The sequence below is a fragment of the Pseudoalteromonas sp. GABNS16E genome (assembly GCF_028598715.1).
Classification (GTDB): Bacteria; Pseudomonadota; Gammaproteobacteria; order Enterobacterales; family Alteromonadaceae; genus Pseudoalteromonas; species Pseudoalteromonas atlantica.
Map to the genome: position 1 here is coordinate 63,312 of NZ_JAQREZ010000005.1, position 15,491 is coordinate 78,802.

At 42.0% G+C, this 15,491-nt stretch carries 14 protein-coding genes; 10 read left to right on the forward strand and 4 right to left on the reverse strand.

From position 1 onward, the window contains the following. Positions 1-122: 122 nt before the first annotated feature. Complete coding sequence (locus tag PSI06_RS03680) at positions 123-362, reverse strand: YdcH family protein (protein ID WP_004588182.1); 240 nt, start codon at positions 360-362, stop codon at positions 123-125. 301 nt (positions 363-663) lie between these two features. Here PSI06_RS03680 and PSI06_RS03685 point away from each other — a divergent pair, with 301 nt between their 5' ends. The 10 genes from PSI06_RS03685 to speD all read left to right on the forward strand — a co-directional run bounded on the left by PSI06_RS03685 (position 664) and on the right by speD (position 12,366). Then, positions 664-1,653, forward strand: coding sequence for a zinc-dependent alcohol dehydrogenase family protein (locus PSI06_RS03685; protein WP_054983394.1), 990 nt, complete (start codon positions 664-666; stop codon positions 1,651-1,653). A 332-nt stretch (positions 1,654-1,985) separates the two neighbouring features. Then, on the forward strand, positions 1,986-4,259 hold the full coding sequence (locus PSI06_RS03690) for a putative bifunctional diguanylate cyclase/phosphodiesterase (RefSeq protein WP_273604980.1): 2,274 nt from the start codon (positions 1,986-1,988) through the stop codon (positions 4,257-4,259). Between the two features lie 128 nt (positions 4,260-4,387). Further along, complete coding sequence (locus tag PSI06_RS03695; RefSeq protein ID WP_004588186.1) at positions 4,388-4,969, forward strand: anthranilate synthase component II; 582 nt, start codon at positions 4,388-4,390, stop codon at positions 4,967-4,969. Positions 4,970-5,015: 46 nt separating this feature from the next. After that, positions 5,016-6,176: an HDOD domain-containing protein gene (locus tag PSI06_RS03700; RefSeq protein WP_273602996.1), complete on the forward strand. Its 1,161-nt coding sequence runs from the start codon at positions 5,016-5,018 to the stop codon at positions 6,174-6,176. A 445-nt stretch (positions 6,177-6,621) separates the two neighbouring features. After that, on the forward strand, positions 6,622-7,827 hold the full coding sequence (locus PSI06_RS03705) for an aspartate aminotransferase family protein (protein WP_004588188.1): 1,206 nt from the start codon (positions 6,622-6,624) through the stop codon (positions 7,825-7,827). An 84-nt stretch (positions 7,828-7,911) separates the two neighbouring features. Beyond that, a complete protein-coding gene (gene astA, locus PSI06_RS03710) occupies positions 7,912-8,928 on the forward strand; it encodes an arginine N-succinyltransferase (protein WP_273602997.1) in 1,017 nt (338 codons plus the stop codon). A gap of 16 nt (positions 8,929-8,944) precedes the next feature. Beyond that, positions 8,945-10,414, forward strand: a complete 1,470-nt coding sequence (gene astD, locus PSI06_RS03715) for a succinylglutamate-semialdehyde dehydrogenase (RefSeq protein WP_273604981.1) — start codon at positions 8,945-8,947, stop codon at positions 10,412-10,414. Between the two features lie 140 nt (positions 10,415-10,554). Then, positions 10,555-10,902, forward strand: coding sequence for a DUF3802 family protein (locus PSI06_RS03720; protein ID WP_004588191.1), 348 nt, complete (start codon positions 10,555-10,557; stop codon positions 10,900-10,902). Between the two features lie 149 nt (positions 10,903-11,051). Then, positions 11,052-11,465, forward strand: a complete 414-nt coding sequence (locus PSI06_RS03725) for an OsmC family protein (RefSeq protein ID WP_004588192.1) — start codon at positions 11,052-11,054, stop codon at positions 11,463-11,465. A gap of 88 nt (positions 11,466-11,553) precedes the next feature. Continuing rightward, positions 11,554-12,366 carry an adenosylmethionine decarboxylase gene (gene speD / locus PSI06_RS03730; protein WP_004588193.1) on the forward strand — a complete coding sequence of 271 codons (813 nt, stop codon included), beginning with the start codon at positions 11,554-11,556 and terminating at the stop codon, positions 12,364-12,366. Positions 12,367-12,448: 82 nt separating this feature from the next. On the opposite strand, the gene PSI06_RS03735 is transcribed toward speD, so the two are convergent. From PSI06_RS03735 to cysC, 3 genes are all read right to left on the reverse strand, one after another. Then, complete coding sequence (locus PSI06_RS03735) at positions 12,449-13,720, reverse strand: aromatic amino acid transport family protein (RefSeq protein WP_273604982.1); 1,272 nt, start codon at positions 13,718-13,720, stop codon at positions 12,449-12,451. A 388-nt stretch (positions 13,721-14,108) separates the two neighbouring features. Then, positions 14,109-14,879 (reverse strand): 3'(2'),5'-bisphosphate nucleotidase CysQ, encoded by a 771-nt coding sequence (gene cysQ, locus PSI06_RS03740; RefSeq protein ID WP_024032039.1) that lies wholly within the window; start codon positions 14,877-14,879, stop codon positions 14,109-14,111. A 5-nt stretch (positions 14,880-14,884) separates the two neighbouring features. After that, complete coding sequence (gene cysC / locus PSI06_RS03745; protein ID WP_024032040.1) at positions 14,885-15,481, reverse strand: adenylyl-sulfate kinase; 597 nt, start codon at positions 15,479-15,481, stop codon at positions 14,885-14,887. Between the last annotated feature and the right edge of the window lie 10 nt (positions 15,482-15,491).

The window sequence follows — 15,491 nt, forward strand, 5'->3', positions numbered from 1 at the left end:
TCACACATGCCTTATAAAGCCTAGTTGTTTTTTATAAAGCCGATATGTGCTTTAAATGTTTTACCCTTTGTTGATCGTCAAAGAGTTCACCTAACGGTGAACTCTTTTTTTTGCGTGCAACATTACTCTTGTTGTAAACGCTCGTACAACCAATCTTTTAATTCTGAACGCTCATGTTTTAGTTGATTCATTTGCTCATCGCTAATGGGCGCATCTTTAAGCTCTAAAACACGAATCTCTTTATCTAGCTTGTCGTATTTATCTGCCTTTTTGGCAAATTCTGTGTCGCTTTTATTTAGCTCTGCAATGGTGTTTAGGTACTGTGGAAAGTCATTGGTAAGTGAGTGGTCTTCGCCTAACATATTCGCTCCTTAGTAGGATAAATGAGTTACTTAAGTGAATTACTACCTTTTCATATATTACTCTGGGGCTTAGACAATAATAAATCAACCATAGCTAGCTTAAATTGATATAGCGTAGCGACTGGGTAGCATTTTGTTTAACGCCTACTTTTAAACAGTAATGGAGTGATTTTTAAACTCTATTATAAATATTATTTTGAAACTGATTGTATGTTTAGCCTTATTATCATTTGTGAAGGGTGTGTCTACAATGAAGCTTCATTACATAATTACTTATCAACAGATAACAGAGGCAATACCCATGAAAGCAATGACAATTAATAATTTTGGTGGCACTGAAGAGTTTGTAGCAGCTGAGGTTGCAAAACCACAAGTAACAGCAGGTAATGTGTTAGTTCGTATTGCTGCAACAAGCGTAAATACAATTGATATGATGATTCGTCAAATGGGTGCTGACTTACCCTTTGCTCCAAAGCTACCGGGCATTTTAGGGATGGACTTTGCAGGCACCGTTGAAGCTGTTGGCGAAGGCGTAACAGACTTTGCAGTAGGTGATGAAGTATATGGTTGTGCTGGTGGCTTAGGCGATTTACCAGGTGCACTTGCTGAGTTTATTCTTGCTGATAAGCGCTTAATTGCTCACAAACCTAAAAATCTAAGCATGAAAGAAGCAGCCGCTATTCCACTTGTAGGTATTACAGCACTTGAAGGCTTAACACGTGCAAGTGTAAGTGCAGGCCAAAAAGTATTAGTACACGGCGGCGCAGGTGGTGTAGGCCATTTAGCAGTACAACTAGCCAAGCATTTTGGCGCTGATGTTTACTCAACTGGCGGTAACGCAGAGCAACTAGCACTAATAGAAAGCTTTGGCGCTACAGGCATAAACTTTAAAGACGAAACCGTAGAGCAGTACGTTGAAAAACACACAAGCAACGTTGGTTTTGACATGGTATTTGACACTGTGGGTGGTGGTAACCTGACTAACTCATTTGCTGCAGCAAAGCTAAATGCACAGGTATCTACAACGCTTTCTTTATTAGAAGTAGATTTAAGCCCAGTACATTTTAAAGGGTTATCGTTAAACGTAATCTTTATGCTTATTCCAATGATCCACGACTTTAACCGTCAAGACCACGGCGACAAATTGACTAAACTTGCACAAATTGTTGAAGCAGGCGGTATGCGCCCAGTACTTGATGAGCAAGACTTTAGTTTAGAAGAAGCAGCTAAAGCGCATGACCGCTTAGCAAGTGGCCAAGCTATGGGTAAAGTTGTTATTTCTGTACAATAAATTATACCAATCCGCATAATTAAGTGATCTATTTTGAGGATGGAAAAGCGTGTTGATAGCAAGGCAAAAAATTCGCTATTTAGTTGCTCTAAATGAGAATTTTTTAACGTAGATAGCGACACGTTTAGCCCCTGAAAATGATTAAGTATTATTGCGGATTGGTATCATTACGGCCGGCCTCCTCGCCGGCCTCTTTCTTTTTTATGCCCGCCTGATTAACGTTTGTACACCCTTTTTTATAACCAAATATAAACAATAGTGCTTTTATTAATCGTATATAATTATGTTTTAAAATGAGTTGTTAATATTTTAGAGTCAGATCAAGCGTTTATATGAAAATATTCACTAATAAATTTGCCAGTAAAGCTAAGCAGTTTTATATCGGTATTGTGCTGGTAGGCTGTGTACTGTCTGCTATGGTTTATTATCAGGCAGAAACCATTAAGCGCACCTCATCGACCTTAATGGAACAACAAATTCCGGCGCTGCGCGATATTCGATTAATCGAAACCTACCTAGTAAAGCAAGAGCGCTTATTATATGAGTATTACGCAACGAGTAAGCGTGAACTTTATTTAATCGACTTTTTAGAAAACCATGTACGTATACTTGCGCTAATAAAAAACCTAGATCAAAACCACAGCACATTAGCGCTAGAAAGCAGCTTAAGTGATGAGTTTAAAAGTGGTTTAGACTTAGCACTTAAATTACACGAAAACTTATCAAGCAGCAGCACTAGTTGGGATTTAGCCAGAGCACAACTAGAGCAACTCACCGAACTGCAAGCCCAAGTGATGGGGCACTTAACAAATGCAGAAACGGTTATTTCAAATGCGGTTGATAGCGGCTACAAAGACACCGAAAGCAACCTGCACACCACAGTCAATATTGTGTTTTTGTTTACGTTTGCCATAGTGCTGGTAAGCATTTATACAGGGCGTTACGCATCTAAATTTATAAAGCTTAGTGCCCGTAACGAACGTTTAGCGCTATTTCCAACGCGCAACCCTAACCCAATTGTGAGTTTAAGCGCCAACCTTGAGCTTAACTACTGTAACCCTGCCGCTATTGCTATGCATAAAGCGTATGTAAGCGATAAACACAGCACGCCCATTGCATTACTAAGCCCTAATATAAAGCAGCAACTAATAGACACTAAGCAGTCGGCTAGTCATGTTGAGCGTTTTTATACACAGCTAGATAACCATTACCTCACTTACCAAATACATTGGCTGCAAGAAATAGATGCCTTTGATATACACATACGCGATGTAACAGAGCAATTTGAGGCAGAGCGCTCATTAGAGTATTTAGCCTTTCACCACCCGTATTCAAAGTTGCCTAACCAAGCCAGTTTAGAAACATACACCAATGAGCTAATTTCGCTTGAGCAGCCTTTTAGTTTAATGCTGATTGATGTAAGCCACTTTAAGCTATTGCTTGAGCAATATGGTTTATCGGGGGCTAACGAGTGTATAAATGCCTTTGCTATGCACTTATCGCGCAGTGCTAATAAATTTTCTCAGCAGTTAAAAAGCAAAAACAAACTGACCTTTTATCACATTGCCGATGCTAACTTTGTGGTTATTTATACCGAGCAAGATTGCTCAACAACCCTAGATGACTTACTCAAAGGCGTACAAAGCCGTTTAAGCCAAGCTATTAGCACACCGTACGGTGAAATGCGTATGAGCTTTAACTGCGGTGTAACACGCTACCCAACCAGTAATAACTATAAAACGCTTCTACTGCACGCCAATATTGCCTTAGAAGAGGCGGTAAAACGTAATATTCCCTACGCTTATTTTGATACCGAAAGCGGAGTTAAGCACGCACAGCAGCTGCATATTGCTCGGCGCCTTGATACCGCGATTGAAAAGCAGCAGTTTGAGCTTTATTTTCAGCCTAAAATGCACCTTAAATCGCAAACCATAAACAGCTGCGAATGTTTAATTAGGTGGTTTGATGATGGGAAGTTTGTCTCTCCTGCGCAGTTTATTCCTATTGCCGAGCACAGCGGGTTTATATTGCCATTAGGCGAATGGATACTCGATAGTGCCTTTGCCCAAGCTAAAAAATGGCATCAGCAAAACTTAAATATCCGCTTGGCTATTAATATATCGGCAAGGCAATTTACACAGCAAGACTTTGTGCAAAGCATAAAACAGCGGTTGGCGCACTTTAATGTGCCCGCGCATTTAATTGAGCTAGAAATTACCGAAACCGCCATTATGGACGATGAAGAGTTTGGTATTTCAGTACTGCAGGCGCTGAGTGCACTGGGTATTAGCTTATCAATTGATGACTTTGGTACGGGCTATTCGTCGCTGGGTTACTTACAGCGTTTTCCGGTTAATAAATTAAAAATAGATCAGTCGTTTGTGCGCAATATGGCCACAGACACACGGGATCAGGCTTTAGTACTGAGTATTTGCCAATTAGCTAAAAACTTAGGGCTCGATATTATCGCCGAAGGCGTAGAAGAGCATGCCCAACTTGAAAAACTAAAAGAGTATAACTGCGACCTAATTCAAGGGTACTTGTTAAGCCGGCCAATACCAGCAAACGAATTTGAAGAATTTTTAGCTAAAGGCGTAAGTTTTTAAGGCGTTTTGCTAATGTATGTTGGGTAATTATTAGTGATAGAATGGCCTTATAAAAGCTTCTATCGCTCATTTTACAAGCCGCACATGTGAGCAAAGAGCACTACATTATTAAATAAGGTCGTTGTGTAATGCTGTTGATGATCGACAACTACGATTCGTTTACTTATAACCTAGTACAATATTTTCAGCGCTTAAACCAAGAGGTGCTGGTAAAGCGTAATGACGAAATATCTGTTGCGCAAATTAAGCAACTTAACCCCAAGCATATTGTTATTTCTCCGGGTCCTTGTACGCCAAACGAAGCGGGTGTGTCACTCAATGTCGTTGAGCAGCTAAAAGGCATTTACCCTATTTTGGGTATTTGCTTAGGGCATCAAACTATAGCGCAAGCGCTAGGGGGCAAGGTTATACGTGCTAAGCAAGTCATGCATGGTAAAACCTCACCTATTGTTCATAATAATAAGGGGGTATTTACCGGTTTAGAAAACCCGCTTACTGTGTGTCGTTATCACTCGCTGGTGGTCGAAAAACACAGTTTACCGAGTGAATTAGCCATTACCGCATGGAGCCAAACCGAGCAAGGTGAGTTTGACGAAATTATGGGGCTACTTCACACAGAGCTTGCTCTTGAAGGCGTGCAATTTCATCCCGAGGCTATTTTAACAACTCAAGGGCTCGAATTGCTTGCTAACTTTTTATCTCGCTTCTAACCTTACAGTAACCACCGAATGGTAATACTTATACTGAATGGACTTTATGACTGAACTTGCGTCGCAAAAGCGAATAGCCTCAATGCTTGACCAGCGTGCTCACGACTTGCTGCTTGGCCATAGTTTTGCACATCAACAAATTGGCTTTATTCATACGCTGGAAATTGATTATGGCGAACCAATGAAGCAACGCACGTTATTAGAAGTAGAAGTTGCCGCACAGCATAAACGCCAGCAAAGTAGCACCGCGCATCATAAGTACCGAGCACAAGCGAGCAAACAACTTCATAAAGTAATAGAAACAGCCATATTTAAGCAATTAGAAGATATGGATGCTGTTATTCAAAACACCATAGGCATAGAAGATAACGTTGCTACCATGCTAGATATACTGGCGGTTAAGTCGGCAAGTGTTGGGCGTTTAGAGCCATTGGTAAATGATTCTAGTTGGCTTGGCCGCGAATTAGTGTCATTGGTAAACCTGCCTTACTACCGAAAGCAGCGCAGCAAAAGTACCTCAGTTAAAGTAGACAGCCCCGCACTTGCACTGCGCTATATTGGCCTTGATAACTTACAATTGGTAATTCCTACTTTTGCTATGCGCCATTGGATGCCACACAGCACAGAGCCATTTCCATTATTAAAACGCCGCTTGCGCGATGCCGCCATGGCCAATGCAATTGCGGCGCAAAAAATTGCAGAGCTTAACGATGTAAACCCCGTACATGCGTTTACACTGGGCATGCTTATAGATGTTGGGCGTATTGCCTTAGTACGCTTGTACTTAAAAACCTTTGAACAGGTATGGCAACGCAAAGTGCAAATAGCACGCGAAGCACAGCAAAAAAATTTACACACGGCATTGATGGAGCTAAAGCCAGATCCCTTATTTTTAACCACGTTGTTAAGTAATAAGTCGCTTGAGTTAAGTGCTAAAGTTATTCGAAAAATGGCTTTTAAGTTTTTGCCGTTTAATCATGTTATGGCGCAACTTGTTCACGGCATTGAGCAAAGTAGTGATGTTTTCCCTATGAGTGAAGTCATGCTTAAAGCGCGATGCTATTCGCAGTATTTAAATCTAAAACAGCACCAACTTATTGAACAAGATGAAGTGCAGGCATGGTTTTCGTATCATCAATTCACTAAAAGTGAGCTAAAAGCCCTCGAAACAAGCAATTTTACCAACCTTGCTATTCAAATTGACTAAAAAGCAGCTTACTCGCTGGTCCTTATATCGGTAATTTGTCGCTGGTGGCAGCAAATTTTCATTAACTATTGAATTTTTTGTTAATTTTTTTTGCGACTATTCATTCATTAACATCTCCCCAAGCACACCTCGCTTTAAGCACTTAATGTAAGGCGCGACTCACTGCGCAGGCGCATAAGTATTAAAAAATGGCATTTATTTTCTATGCAGATAGTTATTCACTATCTATGAAATAATATCCCAAGGCCTTTATTTTAAAGGCCTGCATGAAAGTTTTTAACGAGACAGCACCACAAATATCTGAAATAATGAGCGCCTGAAAATTGAACCACAAGGCAGTTTTACGCTCAACCTTTTGCTATTTAGTGCGTAAATATCTTGGTTACATTTATAACCAAACACCTATTTTGATGTTTTGTGTTGCTCACAATTAAGAGGAAAAAAAATGACAGTCAATCGCGAATTATTTGATCACGTAATGGTTCCTAACTACGCGCCTTCAAGCGTTATTCCTGTTCGAGGCGAAGGCTCTCGCGTATGGGATCAACAAGGTAAAGAATTTATCGACTTTGCCGGTGGTATTGCTGTTAACTGTCTTGGCCATTGCCATCCTGCATTAGTAGGTGCATTAAAAGAGCAAGGCGAAAAAATTTGGCACCTATCAAACGTAATGACTAACGAACCTGCGCTGCGTTTAGCTAAAAAAATGGTCGATGCGACCTTTGCTGAAAAAGTTTACTTTGCAAACTCAGGCGCAGAAGCAAACGAAGCAGCACTTAAATTAGCACGCCGTTTTGCACTTGATAAATTTGGTGCTGAAAAATCACAAATTATCTCATTTAACAAAGGCTTTCACGGTCGTACGTTCTTTACCGTAACCGTAGGCGGGCAAGCTGCATACTCAGATGGTTTTGGTCCTAAGCCAGGCGACATCGTACATTGTGATTACAATGACCTAGCTGCATTTGAAGCGCTAATTAGCGACAAAACATGTGCCGTAATGATGGAGCCACTGCAAGGTGAGGGCGGTATTATTTCGCCAACTGACGAATTTGCACAAGGCGTTCGTGAGCTATGTACTAAACACAATGCACTGCTTATTTTTGATGAAGTACAAACAGGTGTTGGCCGTACTGGTGAGCTATACGCATACCAAGGTTTAAACGTAGTGCCTGATATTTTAACGTCAGCTAAAGCACTTGGCGGCGGTTTCCCTATTGGCGCTATGCTAACTACTACTGAAATTGCACAGCACTTAAAAGTAGGGACTCATGGTTCTACTTACGGTGGTAACCCACTGGCGTGTGCAGTAGCTGAAGCTGCATTTGATACTGTAAATACCCCTGAAGTACTGGCGGGCGTAAAAGAAAAAGCAGCATTATTTAACGAGCTTCTTAACGCGGTAAACGAAAAATACAACGTATTTAGCGAAATTCGTGGCCAAGGTTTATTAATTGGTGCAGCCGTTAACGAGCAATACAAAGGCCGTGCTAAAGAGTTTTTAGTAGCAGCTACCGAGCAAGGGCTTATGTCGCTTGTAGCGGGTGCTGATGTAGTACGCTTTACGCCATCGTTAGTAATCACCGAAGCGGATATTCGCGAAGGTATGGCGCGTTTTGAAAAAGCAGTAGCAAGCGTAGTAAACGCTTAAGCGCGTTAAACCACCTTATTAAGGGCAAGCCTGCTTGCCCTGCATATTCTATTTACCGTTATTGATAAGGGAGCAAGCGGACTCATGATGATCCTTCGCCCAATCCAGCAAAATGATTACGCAGCGTTATTAAAAATTGCCCACGAATCGGGCCATGGTTTTACATCTTTGCCGTTAAACGAAGAGTTACTGCAAAAGAAAATTGACCATTCTGTAAGTTCATTTGCTAAACAAACGTCACAACCTGGTGACGAAGGCTACCTGTTTGTTCTTGAAGATACCGAAACCGGTGAAGTAGTCGGTACTTCAGCTATTGAAGCTGCAGTAGGGCTTGATGATGCGTTTTATCATTACCACTTAAGTAAAGTAATTCACTCATCACGCACGTTAGATGTATACAAAGCGGTTGATATTTTAACCCTATGTAACGACTACACCGGCGCGACAGAACTATGTACCTTATTTTTGAAAGATGGCTATCGTAAAAACTGTAACGGTAAACTTCTTTCAAAAGCGCGCTTTATGTTTATAAAGCAACATGAGCAGCGTTTTGCACAAACAGTAATAGCAGAAATGCGCGGCGTGTCTGACAAAAACGGCAGCAGCCCGTTTTGGCAATGGCTAGAAGAGCACTTTTTCTCAATGGACTTTCCTACCGCCGATTACCTAACAGGTATAGGCCAAAAAGTGTTTATTGCTGAACTAATGCCAAAGTACCCAATTTACGTAAACTTGCTTAGCAAAGACGCTCAAGCGGTGATTGGTAAAGTACACGACAACACACGCCCAGCTATTGAGCTATTAAAAAATGAAGGATTTACCTTCAACGGTTACGTCGATATTTTTGATGCGGGCCCCACAGTAGAAGCAAAAGTAGACAACATTGCCACTATTCGTAATGCAAAAGACTTTAAAGTAGAAATAGGCGAAGCATCGGGCGATACCATGGTACTGCTTGCTAACGGCAAGTTAGAAGATTACCGTGCAACGGTTGCAGCGCTTAGCTTTGATGAGCGTGCAAGCAGCCTTATTTTATCGCAACAAATAGCCGATGCCCTACAGCTACAATCGGGCGACACCGTAAGCGCAACCCCAGTTTAATTAAGGAGAAAGTATAATGACTCATCCTGCACAATTTATTAATGGTCAGTGGTCACAAGGCCAAGGCAACGCATTTAATTCAGTAAACCCTGCAAATAACGACGTTATTTGGCAGGCATCTTCAGCGACTACAGAGCAAGTAGATAGCGCGGTAAATTCGGCGCGCGAAGCATTTTACAGCTGGGCAGATAAAAGCTTTAACGAGCGCCTAGAGATAGTTAAAACCTTTGCTGCAACACTTAAAGAGCACAGCGAAGAGCTTGCTGTTGCGATTGCCCAAGAAACCGGTAAGCCACTGTGGGAAACGCGTACAGAAGCGGGCGCAATGGTAGGTAAAATTGCCATTTCTGAAAAAGCATTTTTAGAGCGCACTGGCGACGTTGAAAACGCTATGCCGGTAGGGCGTGCGATGATCCGTCATAAACCACATGGTGTAGTTGCCGTATTTGGCCCATATAACTTCCCTGGACACTTACCTAATGGCCACATTGTGCCAGCGCTTTTAGCCGGTAACACCGTGGTATTTAAGCCATCAGAGCTTACGCCAATGGTTGCTGAGCTTACGCTTAAACTATGGGGAAAAGCCGGTTTACCTGCCGGTGTAATTAACCTTGTTCAAGGTGAAGTAGAAACAGGTAAAGCCCTTGCTGCGCATAAAGGCATAGATGGTTTATTCTTTACAGGTTCTTCGCGTACTGGTCATATTTTACATGAGCAGTTTGCGGGTCAGCCGGGTAAAATTTTAGCGCTTGAAATGGGTGGCAATAACCCTCTGATTATTAAAAATGTGGCAGATACTAAAGCCGCGGTACATGATATTATTCAATCGGCGTTTATTTCAAGCGGCCAACGTTGTACGTGTGCACGTAAAGTATTTTTACCTAAAGGCGAACAAGGCGATGATATTTTAGCGCGCCTTATCACTGCAACTAAAGCCATTAAAGTAGGCAACTACGATGATGAAGATCAGCCATTTATGGGCTCTATGATCTCATCTGCGGCTGCAGCAGGCATGGTAAAAGCACAAAACGAGCTGGTTGAGCTTGGCGGTGAAGTGCTAGTAGAGCTTGAGCACACAGCCAATACAGGTTTTGTAACACCGGGTATTATTGAGTGCTCAGCGATTAGCGACTTCCCAGATGAAGAGCACTTTGGCCCATTATTAAAAGTGTTCCGCTTTGATGACTTTGACCACGCAATTGATAAAGCAAACGATACCAGCTTTGGTTTATCAGCAGGTTTATTAAGCGACAGCGAAGCCGACTACAATCACTTTTTACGTCGTATTCGTGCCGGTATTGTTAACTGGAACCGCCCAATTACAGGCGCGTCAAGTGCAGCCCCATTTGGTGGTATTGGCGCATCAGGAAATCACAGAGCAAGCGCATATTATGCAGCCGACTACTGTGCATACCCTGTTGCTTCGGTAGAACTTGAAAAAGTGACGATGCCAGCAACACTAAGCCCAGGCTTAAAAATAGATTAATTACTGTTCTATTTGTAGTTATAAAGAATGAGAAAAGCAGCTTAGGCTGCTTTTTTTGTATTGGTATCGCGCAAAGCTAGTAATTAGTGGCGCTTTCTGCTTAAATCTATGCAATTAGTTATTCAAAGGTGAAAATCACAATGGTTTTAGACAGGCAAGGGTACGATGACTTGATCATGTATCTAACTCAAAATTTAGCGTTATTTGAGAAGCCAGGCGAAATCAAACCCGGTGCCCCTACCGTTATGGAACTCATAGAAGACGTAATAGCGCATAACGTTATGCTAATTTGTGAACAACATACCAATCTTAATACCGAACAACGCAGCCAAATAGTGCGCGAGGTAGACGGTATTGTTTACGACTTACAAGAAGTACTAAGCAGCATAACCTCACAACCTGTTACGGTTGAACAACACGCATTTATAGATGAGTTTGCTGGGCTTATTAAAAACTTATTTGATAACGCGGTAACACAAACCTCTTAACGTTACCCGTTAACACAGCGCAGTATGACCTAATAACTGCGCTCCTATTACTTCTCGCCTTATTAATAACACCACTAAATTTAATCTCAGCGCTCACGTATCGTTGCAGATTGTTATACAATCAACAAAATTTTTTTAGAGATAAACACATGCAAGCAAATGTAAAATGGGTTGAAGGTGACACCTTTATTGGCCGTTCTAATTCTAATCACAATGTGGTTTTTGATGCTGGCAGCGACAGCGCTGCACCAAGTCCAATGGAAATGGTACTTATGTCGGTAGGTTGTTGCTCGTCGGTAGATGTTGTAAGTATTTTAAAAAAAGCCAAACAAGATTTTTCTGATGTGCAAGTACAACTAAGCTCAGAGCGCGCCGAAACAGCGCCTCGTGTATTTACTAAAATTAATTTACACTTTGTTGTTACAGGCAATAATGTCTCGGAAAAACACCTTGCGCGTGCGGTTTCGCTCTCTGCTGAAAAGTATTGTTCTGTTGCTTTAATGCTTGATAAAACAGTAGAAATTACCCATAGCCACGAAGTTGTGCAAGAACAGGTAAAATAACGCTTTTTCCGTGAGGAAAATTCGTATAAAATCCGCGAACTTTTCATTCTGCAGGTGCAGATTTCACTAATTTATAGGTTGGTTTATCATGAACAAACCCTTCGATAAACTTAAACTTCATGGCTTTAATAATTTAACCAAAAGTTTAAGCTTTAGTATTTACGACATTTGCTACGCAAAGACCGAGCAACAACGTAAAGAATATATTGAATATATCGACGAGCAGTACAGTGCAGATAGACTAACCGACATACTAGGTGATGTTGTTGATATTATTGGTGCTAACATTTTAAATGTGGCGCGCCAAGATTATGAACCACAAGGCGCAAGTGTGACTATTTTGGTTTCGGAAGAGCCGGTAGAAGAGCAGCAAAATTACGATGCTGACGAAGCGCCAGGCCCATTACCAGATTCTGTTGTTGCGCACCTAGATAAAAGCCACATTTGTGTACATACCTACCCAGAAGCGCACCCTGATGATGGTATTTGTACATTCCGTGCTGATATTGAAGTATCTACCTGTGGCATTATTTCGCCACTTAAAGCGTTAAACTTCTTAATTCATAGCCTTGAGTCAGACGTAGTAACTATTGATTACCGCGTACGTGGTTTTACCCGCGACGTAAACGGGGTTAAACACTACATTGACCATGCAATTAACTCGATTCAAAACTTCATGACAGAAGATACCAAAGAAGCGTACCAAATGATGGACGTGAACGTGTATCAAGAAAACCTGTTCCACACCAAAATGATGTTAAAAGAAACCGACTTAAACACTTACCTGTTCGGCCTATCTACTGATGAGCTGTCGGATGAGGAAGAAGAAGAAATTCGCTCTAAACTAACCCGCGAAATGCAGGAAATATTCTACGGTCGTAACCTACCAGACGCAGAATAAATTAGTTTAAAAGCAATTTAGTTGTATTAAAAATGGCGCTCAGTGAGCGCCATTTTTTATGGGGGTATTAATAGCAATTCGCTTAATTAAGCATGCTGTAAATAAGCGCGCATACGGCCAGTGAGCCCACAGCTAGAACAAACAATGTGCTTACGCGGTTGCGGTATTTACTCAGCGCAGGCACTTTGTATACGGCAATCATTGGCATAATAAATAAAATCATCGCAATGATAGGGCCAGATAGCTGATCCATCATGTCTAAAATGCTTGGGTTTTTAACCGCGCAAAACCAAATAGCAAAAAACATAATGAGTACGCCAATTTTGTCGGCTACTTTTGCACTTAAGCTTGTTTGCTTAGTCACCAAACCGGTAAAGCTTTCGCGTGCACCTAAAAAGTGCCCTAAAAACGATGACGTAATCGCAATAAAGGCAACCAGCGGCCCAAGGGTCGCGATATACGAGTTACTGGTGATATTAGCAAGGTAAGATAAAATAGATACGTTAGCCGCTTTAGCAGCAGCCATTTGCTCGCTAGTAAGCGAAAGCACGCACGAAAATACAAACAGCAGTACAAATACAATAAGCAGTAAGCTAGTGCGCTTTAAAATAGCCTCAGCCTTATTAGTGGCCTGATTGCCATAATGCCCACGCTGCACGTTCACAAAGCTTGAAATAGCCGCCGCATGGCTAAACGAAAACACAATAATAGGAATAGATAACCACAGCGTTTTAGTAAAGCTGCCCGCCTCAGGAAAGCTCATATCAGGCATTTGCCAGCTAGGGATTAAATAGAGCGATAAGCAAAATAAAATACCTACTAATGGGTAAACCAAAATAGCGAACGCGCGCAGCATTAAGCGCTCGCCGCCCATCATTAGACTAATCATACCGGCAACCAATACACCCGAAAGTAACACGCGAGAAGGTGACTCAAGGCCCATTTGGTTAACCATAAAGCTGTCAACGGTATTGGTTAAGCCTACGCCGTAAATAAGCAAAATGGGGAATATAGATAAAAAGTATAATAAAGAGATTAACCTGCCCGCTGTTACACCAAAGTGCTCTTCAACAACATCAGTAAAATCTGAATCTTTATTTTTAGACGACAACACAAAGCGGGCTAAGCCACGGTGTGCTAAAAAGGTCATTGGAAAGGCTAAACACGCCATAATAATAAGCGGCCAAAAACCACCTATACCAATGTTAATAGGTAAAAATAAAATACCCGCGCCAACGGCGGTACCAAAAAGGCTTAACGTCCACTGCGTATCGTGCAGATTCCATTTAGAAGTAGGTGTGTGTTCACCTGTTGTTGATGCATTTGAAAGCGTTGCATCTTGTGATGGTGTCATGTGTGTGCTCATCCATTATTTAAATAATAATCGCGCGCAAGAATATAGTTTTTAGCTAAAACTTTCATGTTTTGAGGGGTTTTGTAGACTAATTAATTAGACGCCGTTGCACCAAAAGTGTCATGAATACGAAACAGCGCTGTAAAAATAAACAAATACCTCAACCAGCACAGTTGTAGGTTGGGTAGAGCGAAGCGAAACCCAACACGCCCATAGTGTCATTCGAGCGGTAAAGCCAAGAGGCGGATTTATTTCTTAAACTTGCTTATTCAAAAATCTTTAATTGATATGAAGTGCAATAAGTTGGGTTTCGTTCCACTCAACCCAACCTACGGTGTTTAGGTTTACATTGAGCTGCTCGTGGCTAACAGCTCGAAGCTCTTAGCTTTTATTCTTCCACCGCACTCACTACAAAATACGGATTCAAATACTCATCTTTGGTGTTATAAATAAGCGGGCTGCCATCGAGCTTAGTTACTTTAGCGCCGGCTATTTCAGCAATAGCATGGCCGGCACCCGTATCCCACTCACAGGTTGGGCCTAAGCGCGGGTAAATATCGGCGCTGCCCTCAGCCACTAAACATAATTTTAGTGAGCTTCCTTTTGAGACCATTTCAACGTCGTCAAAGCGTTTTACAAACTCGGCTAAATCGGGTGATGGGTGTGAGCGGCTGCCAACCACGCGGATTAACCCTTTATTAGGTTTGGTGGTTACTTTAAGCTCAATGCGCTCATCGCCTTTGTCTTTAAACGCGCCAATGTCGTTACTGGCTAAGTACGATACGCCAAGCGCGGGCGCATCAACGACAGCAAGCACAGGTTTGCCGTTTTCGATTAGGGCTATATTTACGGTAAATTCGCCGTTCTTTTTAATAAACTCTTTAGTGCCGTCGATTGGGTCTACTAACCAGTAGCTTTTCCATGTTTGACGAATGTCCCAGCTTATATCAGCGCTTTCTTCGCTAAGTATAGGTGTGTCGGGCGTGAGCTGTTTTAGCCCTGTCACAATGACTTTATGAGCTGCTAAGTCGGCGTCGGTTACTGGGCTTTCATCGGCTTTGTATTCAACGTTAAAGTCCTTTTCGTAAATCCCCATTATGGCTTGGCCTGCTTTGCGGGCAAGGATGAGGGTTTCTTCTAGTAGCTCGGTTTGGTTCATTGGGGTTAACCTATAATATGCTTTTGTTTTAGATACGTTATCAGTTGTGTAACCGATTGGTCTAGGGTGTTTTTACTGGTATCTAAAATTATTTCTGGGTTGTTGGGTACTTCGTAGCTTGAGTCGATACCGGTAAAGTGTTTAATCTCACCTGCGCGGGCTTTTTTGTATAAGCCTTTAGGGTCGCGGCTTTCGCATACATCAAGCGGGGTATCTATAAATACTTCAATAAACTCGCCGTCATCGACTAGGCTGCGCACCATGTCGCGCTCTGCTCTAAATGGCGAGATAAACGCGGTAAGCACTAATAGGCCGGCATCGGTCATTAGTTTGGCGGTTTCGCCAACGCGGCGTATGTTTTCGATGCGGTCTTCGTCGCTAAAGCCAAGGTCTTTACATAAGCCGTGACGTACGTTATCGCCATCAAGCAGGTAAGTGTGCGCACCTTGCTGGTTAAGCGCAGCTTCTAGTGCGTTGGCTACGGTGCTTTTGCCAGAGCCAGAAAAACCGGTAAACCATAAAATGGCCGGTTTATGCTTTTTTTGCTCACTACGCTGTGCTTTTGTGGTTGCGTAGTTATGCCAAACAATATTTTCATCCATAGTGGTGTGT

What these genes read in the sequence shown, in the direction of transcription:
- PSI06_RS03725 (WP_004588192.1), top strand. Translation starts at nt 11,052, where the DNA reads ATGCAAGCAAATGTAAAATGGGTTGAAGGTGACACCTTTATTGGCCGT.
- PSI06_RS03720 (WP_004588191.1), top strand. Translation starts at nt 10,555, where the DNA reads ATGGTTTTAGACAGGCAAGGGTACGATGACTTGATCATGTATCTAACT.
- PSI06_RS03735 (WP_273604982.1), bottom strand. Translation starts at nt 13,720, where the DNA reads ATGACACCATCACAAGATGCAACGCTTTCAAATGCATCAACAACAGGT.
- PSI06_RS03685 (WP_054983394.1), top strand. Translation starts at nt 664, where the DNA reads ATGAAAGCAATGACAATTAATAATTTTGGTGGCACTGAAGAGTTTGTA.
- PSI06_RS03700 (WP_273602996.1), top strand. Translation starts at nt 5,016, where the DNA reads ATGACTGAACTTGCGTCGCAAAAGCGAATAGCCTCAATGCTTGACCAG.
- astA (WP_273602997.1), top strand. Translation starts at nt 7,912, where the DNA reads ATGATGATCCTTCGCCCAATCCAGCAAAATGATTACGCAGCGTTATTA.
- cysQ (WP_024032039.1), bottom strand. Translation starts at nt 14,879, where the DNA reads ATGAACCAAACCGAGCTACTAGAAGAAACCCTCATCCTTGCCCGCAAA.
- PSI06_RS03680 (WP_004588182.1), bottom strand. Translation starts at nt 362, where the DNA reads ATGTTAGGCGAAGACCACTCACTTACCAATGACTTTCCACAGTACCTA.
- PSI06_RS03695 (WP_004588186.1), top strand. Translation starts at nt 4,388, where the DNA reads ATGCTGTTGATGATCGACAACTACGATTCGTTTACTTATAACCTAGTA.
- cysC (WP_024032040.1), bottom strand. Translation starts at nt 15,481, where the DNA reads ATGGATGAAAATATTGTTTGGCATAACTACGCAACCACAAAAGCACAG.
- speD (WP_004588193.1), top strand. Translation starts at nt 11,554, where the DNA reads ATGAACAAACCCTTCGATAAACTTAAACTTCATGGCTTTAATAATTTA.
- PSI06_RS03690 (WP_273604980.1), top strand. Translation starts at nt 1,986, where the DNA reads ATGAAAATATTCACTAATAAATTTGCCAGTAAAGCTAAGCAGTTTTAT.
- PSI06_RS03705 (WP_004588188.1), top strand. Translation starts at nt 6,622, where the DNA reads ATGACAGTCAATCGCGAATTATTTGATCACGTAATGGTTCCTAACTAC.
- astD (WP_273604981.1), top strand. Translation starts at nt 8,945, where the DNA reads ATGACTCATCCTGCACAATTTATTAATGGTCAGTGGTCACAAGGCCAA.